Genomic DNA, 12,989 nt, shown 5'->3' with positions numbered 1-12,989 from the left:
GCGAGATCGGACTCGTCCCGCCAGCCGAGTTCGAGGCCAACCACTGGGCATGCCAGCCCGTCAAGCACTACCGTCAGAACCCGGTCCTCACCGAGGTCGGATCCAACTAACCGAGCCTCCACGAAACCCGGGGCGATTCATAGCGTCGGTGCCGGCCTTCGGGTCTGGTGTTCATGGGTTTTGCCGGCAGCGGGTGTGAAGGACCGGCCGGCGTGACTTGATAGGAGCGTGGCGTCGCCCCCACTGAGATGTGTCCGCCGACCGGTCCGACCGTCCCGTCACTGATCAGGGTGAAAGGAGGCAACCACCATGGTTGTCATCGGTTCGGATGTGCACAAGCGGACGCACACCTTCGTCGCGGTCGATGAGGCTGGCCGCAAGCTTGCTGAGCTCACGGTGAGGGCGGATCCGAAGGGCCATGACAAGGCGATCTCTTGGGCGCGAGCCCGCTTCGTCGACGGGGTCATGTGGGCGATCGAGGACTGCCGTCACCTCTCGGCCCGGCTCGAGCTCGATCTGCTCGATGCCGGGGAGCGGGTGGTACGGGTCCCGCCGAAGATGATGGCCGAGCAACGCCGCACTGCGCGTACTCGCGGCAAGTCGGATCCGATCGACGCGCTCGCGGTCGCCCGCGCCGCGCTGCGTGAGCCCGATCTGCCGGTCGCGTCCCACGACGAGGCCTCACGGGAGGTGAAGCTGCTGGTCGACCATCGTGAGGACCTGGTCAACCAGCGCACTGCGATCATCAACCGGTTCCGCTGGCACCTGCACCGCACCGATCCGAGGGTGGACCCGGCACCGAAGTCGCTGGACCGTGCCAAGACGCGCGCTGAGCTGGTCGAGTTGCTCAACGGTCGCGATGGCATCGACGCCCGGTTGGGCCTGGAGTTGCTGGCTGACATCGAGCAGCTCACCTGCCGGGTCAACGCGTTGGAGAAGGAGATCAGCGCGCTGGTCGCCGCCCAGGCGCCGGTATTGCTGGAGTTGCCCGGCTGTGGTGCGTTGACCGCGGCCAAGATCGTCGCAGAGACCGCCGGCATCGGCCGCTTCGCTCACGAGGCCAAGTACGCCATGCACGCCGGAGTCGCGCCGATCCCGGTCTGGTCGGGACGCACCAAGGGCCGGGTGAGGATGAACAAGTCCGGCAACCGGCAGCTCAACGCTGCGCTGCACCGTATCGCGGTCACTCAGATCAGGCTCGACGGGCTGGGACGGGCTTACTACGACAAGCGCCTCGCTGCTGGGAACTCCACCACCGAAGCCCTCCGCGCACTCAAGCGACGACTCGCACGAGTCGTGTTCAACACCCCGAAGAACAACCACAACTCCAGCACCCGACCGGCCACCATCCCGGCCGCGGCTTGACATAGGAGAAACCCATGCGGTCCCACGCGTCGGTGCTCCACCTCGACCTCGACGCGTTCTTCGCCTCCGTGGAGCAGCGCGACAAGCCGTCCCTGCGCGGTAAGCCGGTGGTAGTCGGCGGGATCGGTGGCCGCGGCGTGGTCGCCACCGCGAGCTACGAGGCGCGCCGCTACGGCGTGAGGTCTGCCATGTCGACCCGTGAGGCCCGGGCGCGGTGCCCGCACGCCGCCTTCCTCTATCCGCGCTTCGAGGCTTACCGGGCGGTCAGCGACATCGTGATGGGTCTGCTACGCGAGGTCTCCCCACTGGTGGAGCCGCTCTCGCTCGACGAGGCCTTCGTCGACCTGGCCCAGGCCGATCTGCCCGACCTCGACGTGGAGACGGTCACCACCCTGGCCCACCACCTCCGCGCCACCGTCAAGCAGGCGACCGGCGGGCTGACGGCGAGCGTGGGGCTGGGCACCAGCAAGTTCATCGCGAAGGTGGCCAGCGACCTGGAGAAGCCGGACGGCCTGGTCGTCGTACCTCCCGGGAGCGAGCTGGCGCTGCTGCGGCCGATGAGCGTGCAGATCATCCCGGGCGTCGGCCCGGCCACCGCCGAGCGGCTGCGGCGCGCCGGCATCCACACCGTCACCGACCTGGAGCAGGTCAGCCTCGACGAGCTCGTCCGTCTGGTCGGCAAGGCACACGGCCAGGGCTTGTACGCGCTCGCCCGCGCCCAGGACGACCGCCCGGTGGTGGCCGAGCGGGAGACGAAGTCGGTGAGCGTCGAGGGCACGTACGACACCGACCTGACCGACCGCACCCTGATGGAGCACCTGCTCACCCGCCAGGCCGGCGAGGTCGCCGCCCGGCTGCGCAAGAGCGGCCTGTCCGGGCGCACCGTCACGATCAAGGTCCGCCTGTTCGACTTCACCACGCTCAACCGATCGGCGACGCTGCCTGCCCCGACCGACCAAGCCGCCACCATCGCCCGGCTGGCGCGCGGGCTGCTGGCCGACCTGGACACCTCGGCCGGCGTCCGCTTACTGGGCGTGGGCGTCTCCGGGCTGGCCGATTGGATCCAGGACGACCTGTTCGGCGAGGCGGGCCAGCCCGAGGACATCCCCGAGGAGGTGCCCGAGCAGCCGGCCCGCAGCCCCCACACCTGGAGCCCGGGCATGGATGTCGTCCACGCGGAGCTGGGTCGCGGCTGGGTCTGGGGTGCAGGCCGCGGAGTGGTGACGGTCCGGTTCGAGACCGCCGAGACACCGGCCGGCCCAGTCCGGTCCTACGCCGCCGACGACCCAGCGCTCAGCCCCTGCCCGCCGATCGCGGCCCCCATGCCCGGAAGCTGACGCCCTCGCCCGGCCGCAGCTGCGCGCACTGCCACAGGTCGTCGGGATGGACCACTGCCGCGACCGGATAGCCGCCGGTCGGCCCGCGGTCGGCCAGCAGCACCACCGGTCGCCCGTCCGGTGGCACCTGCACCGCGCCCAGCACCGTGCCCTCGCTGGGCAGCTCTCCCGCGGCCCGCGGCACGGCCGGGCCGGAGAGCCGCAGCCCGATCCGGTTCGAGGCCGGCAGCACCTCCCAGCGCGTCCGGGTCAGGGCGCCGAGCTCGCCGAACAGCTCGGGATGTGGGCCCGGCAGCAGCCGCAGCGGGCCGGGCCGGCGTGGCAGCGGCGCCTCCACACCGGCGGGTACGCCGCGGGCGGCGCCGACCGGCAGCACGTTCCCGACCGTGACCGGTGGCGGCCCGACCCAGGCCAGCGTGTCGGTGGACCGGGAGCCGAGCACGGGGTCGACGGCGATGCCGCCGGCGACGGCGACGTAGGACCGCAGCCCCACGCGCGGTACGCCGAGCCGCAACACCGACCCCGCCGGCAGCCACTCCGCCCGGCCGTGCCCGCGGGCGACCTCGTCGACCGACACCGCGACCTCGGCCCCGGTCACCGCCACCCAACAGCCCGCCTCGGCGCGCAGTGCCAGTCCGCCGAGCAGCACCTCCAGCACGGCCGCGCCGGCAGGGTTGCCGACCAGCCGGTTGCCAAGCCTCGCAGCAGGGGCATCCAGCGCGCCCGCACGCGGCACGCCGAGGTGGGCATAGCCGACCCGCCCGGCGTCCTGCACCAGCACCTGCGGCCCGGTGCCGAGCACGCTCAGCACGGCCGCAGCACCACCCGGGTGCCGGGCGCCAGCAGCGCCGGCTGCGCCCGCGAGGCGTCCCAGAGCACCGCGTCGGTGTGGCCCACGATCCGCCACCCGCCCGGCGAGGCGGTCGGATAGACGCCGCAGTAGGCGTCCGCGAGACCGACCGACCCTGGCTCGACCCGCGCGCGTGGGCTGGCCAGCCGCGGCATCCGCAGCGCGTCCGGCAGTCCGATCAGGTAGGCGAAGCCGGGCGCGAAGCCGCAGAACGCCGAGGTCAGCTCCACCGATGCCAGCAGCCCGGCGGGATCGCCACCGCACCGAGCCGCGACGAAATCCAGGTCGGGCCCGTCGAAGACCACCGGCACCTCCACCACCGGCCCCGGCGGCGGCGCGACCTCCGGCTTCCACGAGGCCAACCGGCCGACCAGCCAGTCCGGCTCGACGCCGTCGAACAGCACCGTGCGGGCGGCCGGCACGATCTCCGCCGCCGGCACCCCGTCGGCCCGCGCCCAGGCTGCCAGCGCGGCCGCCTGGCTGGCGTCGCTCACCTCCACCAACGCCGCCTGCGCGCCGTAGCGACGGACCGTGACACTCACAGCCCGAGCTCCTCGGCCCAGCCGGTCAGCAGTCCGGCCAACTGCTCCCGCTCGGCGACGGTGAAGTGCGCCAACAACCGCTTCTCGTTCGCCAGATGGTCGGTGAACGCGGCGTCGATCAGGGCCCGCCCCGCCGGCGTCAGCGCGACCACCCGCCCGCGCCCGTCCACGTCGCTGGGCGCCCGGGTCACCCAGCCGCGCACGATGCAGCGGTCGACCCGCTTGGTGATCGCCCCCGAGGTCACCATCGTCTGGGCGGCCAGCTCACCGGCGCTCAGCGCGTACGGCGCACCCTGCCGGCGCAGCGTGGCCAGGATGTCGAACTCGCCCTCGCCGAGCTCGTGGGCGGCGTACACCGCCACGAGCTCCTCGGTGAGCCGGTTGGCGATGCGGTGCAGCCGGGCGATGACACCCTGTGGCGACGGATCGAGGTCGGGTCGCTCCCGCCGCCACTGCGCGATCACTCGGGCGACGTGGTCGGTCATGGCTGGAATATATCTTCCAGGGAAGCGACTATATCTTCCATGGAAATCAAATGGCTGGTGGCGGCCGCGGCCGCCCCGGTGGCGTGGGGTTCGGGCTACTACGTCACCGCCACCTACCTGCCCGCCGACCGGCCGCTGTTCGGCGCGGCCGTGCGGGCGCTGCCCTTCGGCCTGCTGCTGCTCGCCCTGCGCCCGGGCCTGCTGCGGGGATCCTGGTGGTGGCGCACGGCGCTGCTGGGCGTCTTGAACTTCTCCGCGTTCTTCACCTTGATCTTCATCGCCTCCGACCGCCTGCCCGGCGGGCTGGCCTCGACGCTGACCGCCACCTCGCCGCTGATGATCATGCTGCTTGCCTGGGCGTTGGCCGGCGAGCGCCCACGTCGGGCCTCGCTGGCGGCGGCTGTCGTCGGCATCGCCGGCGTGGCCCTGCTGGTCTGGCGCGGCGCCAGCGCCGTCGACGCGCTCGGCGTGCTGGCCTCACTGGTAGCCGTCGCGATCTCCTCCCTCGGCTTCGTGCTGGTCAAGACCTGGCGTCCGCCGGTCGACCTGCTGACGTTCACCGCCTGGCAGCTGATCTTCGGCGGCCTGGTGCTGGTGCCGGTCGCGCTGCTCGCCGAGGGCGCACCGCCGCACCTCGACGGTCGGGCGCTGGGCGGGTTCGCCTGGCTCGGCCTGGCCGGCACGGTGCTGGCCTACGTGGTCTGGTTCCAGGGCATGCGCCGACTGCCCGCGGCGGCGGTGTCCCTGGTCGGCCTGCTCAACCCGGTGTCCGGCACCGTCATCGGCGTCGCCCTGGCCGGTGAGCGGCTCACCCCGGTGCGGCTGGCCGGGATGGCTCTGGTGCTGGGCGGCGTGCTGGTCGGCCAGCCGGCCGTGCTCGACGCCGTACGACGCCACCGCGGCGCCGGCTCGCCGGCGGCGTCAGGAGAACCGGGCCAGCGTCCAGCCGGCGTCCTCCAACGCGGACCGGACCGCGCGGGCGTGCTCGACGGCACCCGGTGAGTCGCCATGCAGGCACAGCGAGTCCACCCGCGTCGCCAGCGACAGCGCGTTGGCCACGATCGCCTCGGCGGAGGTGACCAGCGCACCCGGTCGCGAGCGCGGCACCAGCCGGCCACGCTCGTCGTACCCGCGATCGGGGAAGCCCTCATGCCACACCGAACGCCCCTGGGCCTGCGCCTGCTCCAGCAGCGACCCGGTCATACCGAGGACCGGGAGCGTGCCGGAGCCGGCGAGCACCGCCGCCGCCTGCTCGGCGTCGTCCAGGGTGCGGTGGTAGAGCGCTCCGTGCGGCTTCACGTAGCCGACCGGGATGCCCTCGGCCGCGGCGAGCGCCGTCAGCACGCCGACCTGCTCGGCCACCTGGTCGCGGAGCACGTCATAGGGCACGTCGAGTTCGACCCGGCCGAAGTTGGGCCGGTCGGCGTAGGAGACCTGGGCGCCGACCGCCACGCCGCGGCGCGCGGCCTCGGCACAGACCGCACGCATGATCGCCGGGCTGCCCGCGTGGAAGCCGCACGCGACGTTCGCCGAGGTCACCACCGCGAGCAGCCCCGCGTCGTCGGTGATCTCCTCGCCCAGATCGGCGTTGAGGTCCACGGTCGGGGTCATGGCATCCGAGGATAGGGTCACCGACATGCCCGAGCAGCCGCCCGTCGCCGCGAGGCGACCCGTTACCAGCACGCATCACGGTCGCACCCGCACCGACGACTACGAGTGGCTGCGGGACAAGGACAACCCCGAGGTGATCGCCTACCTCGAGGCCGAGAACGCCTACACCGCCGCGCGCACCGCCCACCTCGCGGACCTGCGGCAGCGGCTCTTCGAGGAGATCAAGGCCCGCACCCAGGAGACCGACCTGTCGGTGCCGACCCGCAACCGCGGCTACTGGTACTACGGCCGCTCCTTCGAGGGCAAGGAGTACGGCGCCTCCTGCCGCGTCCCGGTCGCCGACGAGGACGACTGGACCCCGCCGACGCCCGCGGAGGTGGCCGCCGACCAGCCCGCCCTACCCGGCGAGGAGGTGCTGCTGGACCACAACGATCTCGCCGAGGGCCACGACTTCTTCTCCCTCGGCGGCAGTGCGGTCAGCCCGACCACGACGCTGCTGGCCTACAGCACCGACGTCAAGGGCGACGAGCGCTACACCGTCCGGGTCAAGGACCTCACCACCGGCGACCTGCTGCCCGACGTGCTCGAGGGCGTGATGGGCGGCGTCACCTGGGACCGCGCCGGGGAGAGCTTCTACTACTCCACCGTCGATGCGTCCTGGCGCCCCGACAAGGTCTGGCGGCACGTGCTCGGCACCGACCAGGACGAGGACGAGCTGGTCTACCACGAGACCGACGAGCGGTTCTGGTGCGGCGTGGGACGCACCCGCACCGACCGCTTCCTGGTGATCGAGTCGGGCGCCAAGACCACCACCGAGTACCGCTTCCTCGACCAGGACCGTCCCGAGGCCGGCTGGCAGCTGTTCGCGGCACGCGAGGAGGGCGTCGAGTACAACCTCGAGCACGCCCGACTCGGCGGCGAGGACGTCTTCCTGGTGCTGCACAACGCCACCGGAGCCGACTTCGAGCTGGCGACGGCCCCGATCGCGCCGACGCCGCGGTCGGGCTGGCAGCCGCTGATTCCGCACGACCCCGCCGTCCGGCTGGAGGAGGTGGACGCCTTCGCCAGCCACCTGGTCGTGCACCAGCGCAGCCAGGGCCTGACTCAGCTGCGGATCCTGGAGCTCTGCGACGACGGCGTGCGCGACGACTACCTGGTCGCCTTCGACGACGAGCTCTACACCATCGGCTCGGGCGGCAACCCGGCGTTCGACCAGCCGACGGTGCGGATCGGCTACACCACCATGCGCATCCCCAGCTCGATCTACGACTACGACGTGCGCGACCGCAGCCTGCACCTGCGCAAGCAGCAGCCCGTGCTCGGCGGCTACGACCCCGAGGACTACGAGGAGCACCGGCTGTGGGCCACCGCCGAGGACGGTGCGCACGTGCCGATCTCGATCGTGGTGCGCCGCGACGCCCGCGCGGCGGGGAAGCCGGTGCCGCTGCACCTGTACGGCTACGGCTCGTACGAGGCCTCGATGGACCCCAGCTTCTCCCTCTTCCGGCTCTCGGTCCTCGACCGCGGCGCGGCGTTCGCCATCGCGCACGTCCGCGGCGGCGGCGAGATGGGCAGGCGCTGGTACGACGAGGGTAAGCAGCTGGCCAAGCGCAACACGTTCACCGACTTCATCGCCTGCGCCCGGCACCTGGTCGCGACCGGCTGGACCACCCCGGAGCTGACCATCGCCGAGGGCGGCAGCGCCGGCGGCCTGTTGATGGGTGCGGTCGCCAACCTCGCGCCCGAGCAGTTCGGCGGCATCGTGGCGGCGGTGCCGTTCGTGGACAACCTCACCACGATGCTGGACGCGACCCTGCCGCTGACGGTGGTGGAGTACGACGAGTGGGGCAACCCCGAGGCCGATCCCGAGGTCTACGACTACATCGCCTCGTATGCGCCCTACGACAACGTCGCCCCACACCCCTACCCGCCGATCCTGGCCGAGACCTCGCTCAACGACACCCGGGTGCTCTACGTCGAGCCGGCCAAGTGGGTCGCGAAGCTGCGGGCGGTCGCGGGCGCCGACGTCCTGCTCAAGACCGAGATGGCGGCGGGCCACGGCGGCGTCTCGGGGCGCTACAAGGCCTGGCACGACCGCGCCTTCAGCCTGGCCTGGATCCTCGACCGGATGGGCCTTGCCTGACGCAGCGGCGCGGGTGCCGGTGCTGCGAGCCGGCCTCGCGCCGATCAAGGGGACCCGCCACCTCGCCCACTCCTCGGTCCGCCTGGAGCGGTACGGCGCCGTCGGCGACCGCAGGCTGTGCCTGGTCGACGTGGCCACCCGGCGGGTGCTGCGCACCGTCCAGCACCCGACCCTGACCGCGGTGCTCGCCCGGCTGGAGGGCACCGCGCTGAGCGTCACCCTCCCCGACGGCACCGCGGCGACCGCTACGCCGGAGCCGAGCGGCGAGCGGCTCGTCTGCGACTACTGGGGCCGTGCTGCCGACCTGGAGCTGCTCGACGGGCCGCACGACGCACTCCTCTCGGCCTACCTCGGCAAGCCGGTCCGACTCGCGGCCGCGCCGCCACGTGCGGTGATCTACGGCGGCGGGGTCACGCTCCTGGCCCGGGCCACGCTGGACGACCTGGCCGCCCGGACCGGGACGCCGATCGATCCGGCGCGCTTCCGGGCGACGCTGGTCATCGACACCGGTGCCGAGCCGTTCGCCGAGGACGGCTGGCGGGGTCGCGAGCTCGCGGTGGGCGAGGCCAGGGTCCGGGTGGCGGGGCCGATCCCGCGCTGTGCGGTCATCGACATCGACCCGGTCACCGGCGAGCGCAACGGGCGGCTGCTGCGGAGCCTGGCGTCGTACCGCCCGCTCAACGCGGCCGGCGAGCCGTGTTTCGGTGTCTACGCCGAGGTGGTGGCCACCGGCTCTGTTCGGGGGATGCCCTGAGAAGTCCCTGAGACTTCCCTGGCGCCGCAACTTTCCGGGTGTTCTCGCACGTCGAACGGGGCAAGAGCACGACGCCGGCCGGTGCATACCGCGGGAATCCCCGGGGCACTTGCAGCGTTGTCATCAACGTCGGGCATTTCGCCCCATGCGCTGAGGAGGGTCCCATGGCGACACAGACCGCGACACGTGAGATCGAAGGCCGCGACAGCGTCGGTCTGTACCTCGACGAGATCGCGCGCAACGACCTCCTGGACGCGGCCGCAGAGGTCGAGCTCTCCAAGGCGATCGAGGCCGGGTTGATGGCCGAGCATCTGCTGGCGGAGGGCCGTTACGGCCGCAAGGCCCCGGGCCGCGCCACCCGCGAGGAGCTGGAGTGGCTGGCCGAGGAGGGCCGCAAGGCCGTGGACCGGTTCATCACGGCCAACCTGCGCCTGGTCGTCTCGATCGCGCGCAAGTACGGCCGGGCGCAGATGCCGATGCTGGACCTGATCCAGGAGGGCAACACCGGCCTGATCCGTGCGGTCGAGAAGTTCGACTACACCAAGGGCTACAAGTTCTCCACCTATGCCACCTGGTGGGTGCGGCAGGCGATCACCCGCGGCATCGCCCAGCAGGCGCGCGTGGTGCGGCTGCCGGTGCACGTGGTGGAGGAGCTCAACCAGGTCGGCGGTGCTCGCCGTACGCTCGAGCGGCAGCTGGGCCGTGAGCCCGAGCCGGCCGAGATCGCCAAGGAGCTCGACATGGAGCTCGACCGGGTCCTGGACCTGATGGCGTGGGGCCGCGAGCACGTCAGCCTCGACTCCCCCGTCGACGACGACGGCGACACCTCACTCGGCGACCTGATGGCCCAGGAGACCTCGCCGGGCCCCGATCTCAACTTCATCGACGTGGAGTCGCGCGAGCGGCTCAACAGCCTGGTCGGCCGCCTCGATGACCGCGCCGCCGACATCATCCGGGCTCGCTACGGCCTGGTCGACGGCCGCCAGCACAAGCTGGCGGACATCGGACTCAAGCACGGCATCTCCGCCGAGCGGGTCCGGCAGCTGGAGCGCGAGGCGCTGCAGAAGCTGCGCCGCTTCGCCGACCCGGACTTGGCAGCCTGAACTCAGCCGCGTAGCTCGTCGAAGACCTCCGTCACTCGTCGACGGAGGTCTTCGCGCGTCCCGGTGTTCTCGATGATGTACGTCGCCACCGCCCGTCGCTGCTCCCGGCTCGCCTGTGCCGCGATCCGCGCCCGGGCGTCGGCCTCGCTCACGCCCCGGTCGCGCATCATCCGCTCGATCTGGATCTCCTCGGGAACGTCGACCACGATCACCGCGTCGAAGCCGGCCGCCTGGCCGGTCTCGGCGAGCAGCGGGATGTCGTGCACCACCACCGCGTCGGCCGGCGCCTCCCGTTCCAACTCCTGACCGCGGGCGCGCACCAGCGGATGGATGATCTGCTCGAGCACGTGCCGCTTGACCGGGTCGGCGAAGACGATCGCAGCGACCCGTGGCCGGTCCATCTCCCCCTCCGGCGTCAGCACCTCGGCCCCGAACGCCGCCACCACCCGGGCCAGCCCGGGTGTGCCCTTGGCGACCACCTCGCGGGCGATCCGGTCGGCGTCGATCACCACCGCGCCGAGCTCGGTCAGGATCGCCGCGACGGTGCTCTTGCCTGACGCGATGCCGCCGGTGAGTCCTACCCGCATGGCTGCTGAGACTACTGGTCGACCACCAGGCGCAGCAGCCGGTCCGACTCTGCCCGGTCGGTGTCGCGCTCCCGGCGGGCAAAGGAGGCTCAGCAGGCGAAGCTGCGGCGATAGGACTGCGGGCTGACGCCGCGGGCCCGCAGGAAGTGGTGACGCAGGGTCGCGGCGTTCGCGAAGCCGACCCGGTGGGCGATCCACTCCACCGGCCGGTCGGTCTGCTCCAGCAGCTCCTCGGCCCGCAGCACCCGCTGCCTGGTCACCCACGCATGCGGGGTGGCGCCGGTCTCGGCGCGGAACCGCCGGGCGAAGGTCCGCGGCGACATCGCCGAGCGGCGCGCCAGCGACTCGACGTCCAGCTCCTCGCCGAGGTTCGCCACGATCCACTCCAGCAGCGGTCCGAACGTCTCGGCGTCGCACTCCGGCACCGCCCGGGCGATGTACTGCGCCTGGCCCCCGTCCCGCTGCGGCGGCACCACCATCCGGCGCGCCACCGCGCTGGCGACGGCCGCGCCGTACTCCTGCCGCCAGATGTGCAGGCAGGCGTCGACCCCCGCTGCGGTGCCGGCACTGGTCACGACCTGGCCCGCGTCGACATAGAGCACCTCCGGCACCACCTTGGCCTCGGGGAACCGGGCGGCGAGCTCGTCGGTGTGCTTCCAGTGTGTGGTGCACTCCAGCCCGTCGAGCAGGCCGGCCTCGCCGAGGGCGAAGGCGCCGGAGCAGACCGAGAGGATCCGAGCGCCTCGGGCATGGGCACGGCGCAGCGCGTCGCCCACGCCGGCGGGCAACGGAACGTCGCGCCGCATCGCGGGGACGCCGATCAGGTCGGCCTGGTCCAGCCGCTCGAGGCCGTCCGGGACACCGATGGTGAAGCCCAGTGACGTGTGGACCGGGCCGGGCGTCGGCGCGCAGATCGCGAACTCCAGGTGCGGGATGCCGTCGTCGGTCCGGTCGATGCCGAAGGCCTCGCACAGCACCCCGAACTCGAACGGCGCCACGCCGTCCCACAACAGCGCCGCCACGCTTCGCAGAGTCACCCGGACAGCCTCGCACACATATGGCAGAAAATCGATGAGAGACGGCTTTCCTGCCACTGGTGGCTGTTTATCGACGGGCGAATCATTACTGCCATGGATGTCGTCATCGGATTCGCCGCTCTCATCGCCCTGTTCGTCGCGCTCTACGGCTGGGCCTCCCACGACGCGCTCCAGGCGCGCACGCGCCACTGCAGCGTCAAATGACGGAAGCCCGCCCCCGGTTGGGGGGCGGGCTTCCGCGGCGAAGCGCGGGACCGACTCAGTTGCCGCCGGTCAGCTTCTCGCGAAGGGCCTGCAGCGCCTCGTCGGACGCGAGCGAGCCGGCACCCTCCTCGGCCGGAGCCGAGGAGTACGACGTGGCCTCGCCGGCCTCCGCCTCGGCCTTCTTGGCCTCCTGCTGCTGCTTGACGTGGGCCTCCCAGCGGGCGTGCGCCTTGGCGTACTGCTCCTCCCAGGCGGCGCGCTGCTCCTCGTAGCCCTCGAGCCACTCGCCGGTCTCCGGGTCGAAGCCCTCGGGGTAGACGTAGTTGCCCTGCTCGTCGTAGGTCGCGGCCATGCCGTACAGCGTCGGGTCGAACTCCTCGACGTCCGCGGCGGCAGCGGTCTCGTTGGCCTGCTTGAGCGAGAGCGAGATCCGGCGACGCTCGAGGTCGATGTCGATGATCTTGACCATGACGTCGTCGTTGACCTGGACGACCTGCTCGGGGATCTCGACGTGCCGCTCGGCGAGCTCGGAGATGTGCACCAGGCCCTCGATGCCCTCCTCGACGCGGACGAACGCACCGAACGGCACCAGCTTGGTGACCTTGCCGGGGACGATCTGGCCGATCTGGTGGGTCCGGGCGAAGTGCTGCCACGGGTCCTCCTGGGTCGCCTTCAGCGACAGGGAGACGCGCTCGCGGTCCATGTCCACGTCGAGGACCTCGACGGTGACCTCGTCGCCCACGGCGACGACCTCGGACGGGTGATCGATGTGCTTCCAGGACAGCTCCGAGACGTGCACCAGGCCGTCCACGCCGCCCAGGTCGACGAACGCGCCGAAGTTCACGATGGAGGACACGACGCCCTTGCGGATCTGACCCTTCTGCAGCTGGGTCAGGAAGCCCTGGCGCCCCTCGGACTGGGTCTGCTCCAGCCAGGCGCGGCGCGAGAGCACCACGTTGTTGCGGTTCTTG

Annotated in this window: 13 protein-coding genes; 6 read left to right on the top strand and 7 right to left on the bottom strand. The window is 72.0% G+C overall.

All coding sequences use genetic code 11. The features are described 5' to 3' along the window. Nucleotides 1-309 precede the first annotated feature (309 nt). Nucleotides 310-1,365 (top strand): IS110 family RNA-guided transposase, encoded by a 1,056-nt coding sequence (locus tag VHA72_RS07200; protein WP_325573764.1) that lies wholly within the window; start codon nt 310-312, stop codon nt 1,363-1,365. A gap of 14 nt (nt 1,366-1,379) precedes the next feature. Then, nucleotides 1,380-2,702, top strand: coding sequence for a DNA polymerase IV (locus VHA72_RS07195; RefSeq protein WP_325573763.1), 1,323 nt, complete (start codon nt 1,380-1,382; stop codon nt 2,700-2,702). On the opposite strand, the gene VHA72_RS07190 is transcribed toward VHA72_RS07195, so the two are convergent. The 3 genes from VHA72_RS07190 to VHA72_RS07180 are packed head-to-tail and all read right to left on the bottom strand — an operon-like array spanning nt 2,659 to nt 4,579. Next, nucleotides 2,659-3,513 (bottom strand): 5-oxoprolinase subunit C family protein, encoded by an 855-nt coding sequence (locus VHA72_RS07190; protein ID WP_325573762.1) that lies wholly within the window; start codon nt 3,511-3,513, stop codon nt 2,659-2,661. The two genes, VHA72_RS07195 and VHA72_RS07190, sit on opposite strands and share 44 nt — an antisense overlap. Then, complete coding sequence (locus VHA72_RS07185) at nt 3,507-4,094, bottom strand: 5-oxoprolinase subunit B family protein (protein WP_325573761.1); 588 nt, start codon at nt 4,092-4,094, stop codon at nt 3,507-3,509. Before VHA72_RS07185 ends, VHA72_RS07190 begins: the two co-directional genes overlap by 7 nt. Then, entirely contained in the window at nt 4,091-4,579 is a 489-nt protein-coding gene (locus tag VHA72_RS07180; RefSeq protein ID WP_325573760.1) for a MarR family winged helix-turn-helix transcriptional regulator, read from the bottom strand. The genes VHA72_RS07185 and VHA72_RS07180 overlap by 4 nt, the downstream gene beginning before the upstream one ends. A gap of 39 nt (nt 4,580-4,618) precedes the next feature. Here VHA72_RS07180 and VHA72_RS07175 point away from each other — a divergent pair, with 39 nt between their 5' ends. Continuing rightward, entirely contained in the window at nt 4,619-5,581 is a 963-nt protein-coding gene (locus tag VHA72_RS07175; protein WP_325573759.1) for an EamA family transporter, read from the top strand. Here the strand turns inward: VHA72_RS07175 and VHA72_RS07170 are convergent. Continuing rightward, the gene (locus VHA72_RS07170; RefSeq protein ID WP_325573758.1) at nt 5,501-6,190 is read right to left on the bottom strand and encodes a LamB/YcsF family protein; all 690 of its coding nucleotides are present in this window, start codon (nt 6,188-6,190) and stop codon (nt 5,501-5,503) included. The genes VHA72_RS07175 and VHA72_RS07170 overlap by 81 nt on opposite strands. Before the next feature lie 25 nt (nt 6,191-6,215). Between VHA72_RS07170 and VHA72_RS07165 the strand changes: the two genes are divergently transcribed. From VHA72_RS07165 to VHA72_RS07155, 3 genes are all read left to right on the top strand, one after another. Continuing rightward, complete coding sequence (locus VHA72_RS07165; protein ID WP_325573757.1) at nt 6,216-8,333, top strand: S9 family peptidase; 2,118 nt, start codon at nt 6,216-6,218, stop codon at nt 8,331-8,333. Further along, entirely contained in the window at nt 8,326-9,087 is a 762-nt protein-coding gene (locus VHA72_RS07160; protein ID WP_325573756.1) for an MOSC domain-containing protein, read from the top strand. The genes VHA72_RS07165 and VHA72_RS07160 overlap by 8 nt, the downstream gene beginning before the upstream one ends. Before the next feature lie 164 nt (nt 9,088-9,251). Continuing rightward, a complete protein-coding gene (locus VHA72_RS07155; RefSeq protein WP_325573755.1) occupies nt 9,252-10,190 on the top strand; it encodes a sigma-70 family RNA polymerase sigma factor in 939 nt (312 codons plus the stop codon). Between the two features lie 2 nt (nt 10,191-10,192). Here the strand turns inward: VHA72_RS07155 and coaE are convergent, their stop codons facing one another. The 3 genes from coaE to VHA72_RS07140 all read right to left on the bottom strand — a co-directional run. Further along, nucleotides 10,193-10,777 (bottom strand): dephospho-CoA kinase, encoded by a 585-nt coding sequence (gene coaE / locus VHA72_RS07150; protein WP_325573754.1) that lies wholly within the window; start codon nt 10,775-10,777, stop codon nt 10,193-10,195. An 89-nt stretch (nt 10,778-10,866) separates the two neighbouring features. Then, nucleotides 10,867-11,814: a helix-turn-helix domain-containing protein gene (locus VHA72_RS07145; RefSeq protein WP_325573753.1), complete on the bottom strand. Its 948-nt coding sequence runs from the start codon at nt 11,812-11,814 to the stop codon at nt 10,867-10,869. A 259-nt stretch (nt 11,815-12,073) separates the two neighbouring features. Then, on the bottom strand, nt 12,074-12,989 hold a 916-nt coding region (locus VHA72_RS07140), incomplete at its 5' end, for a S1 RNA-binding domain-containing protein (protein WP_325573752.1).

The organism is Nocardioides sp. (assembly GCF_035547795.1).
Taxonomy (GTDB): Bacteria; Actinomycetota; Actinomycetes; order Propionibacteriales; family Nocardioidaceae; genus Nocardioides.
Note: the sequence above shows the minus strand (reverse complement) of the source record. Positions and strands in the feature narration are given on the sequence as shown.

Bases quoted from the DNA above. Each gene is read 5' to 3' on its own strand.
- VHA72_RS07200 (WP_325573764.1), top strand. From the start codon at position 310: ATGGTTGTCATCGGTTCGGATGTGCACAAGCGGACGCACACCTTCGTC.
- VHA72_RS07195 (WP_325573763.1), top strand. From the start codon at position 1,380: ATGCGGTCCCACGCGTCGGTGCTCCACCTCGACCTCGACGCGTTCTTC.
- VHA72_RS07180 (WP_325573760.1), bottom strand. From the start codon at position 4,579: ATGACCGACCACGTCGCCCGAGTGATCGCGCAGTGGCGGCGGGAGCGA.
- VHA72_RS07175 (WP_325573759.1), top strand. From the start codon at position 4,619: ATGGAAATCAAATGGCTGGTGGCGGCCGCGGCCGCCCCGGTGGCGTGG.
- VHA72_RS07170 (WP_325573758.1), bottom strand. From the start codon at position 6,190: ATGACCCCGACCGTGGACCTCAACGCCGATCTGGGCGAGGAGATCACC.
- VHA72_RS07165 (WP_325573757.1), top strand. From the start codon at position 6,216: ATGCCCGAGCAGCCGCCCGTCGCCGCGAGGCGACCCGTTACCAGCACG.
- VHA72_RS07155 (WP_325573755.1), top strand. From the start codon at position 9,252: ATGGCGACACAGACCGCGACACGTGAGATCGAAGGCCGCGACAGCGTC.
- coaE (WP_325573754.1), bottom strand. From the start codon at position 10,777: ATGCGGGTAGGACTCACCGGCGGCATCGCGTCAGGCAAGAGCACCGTC.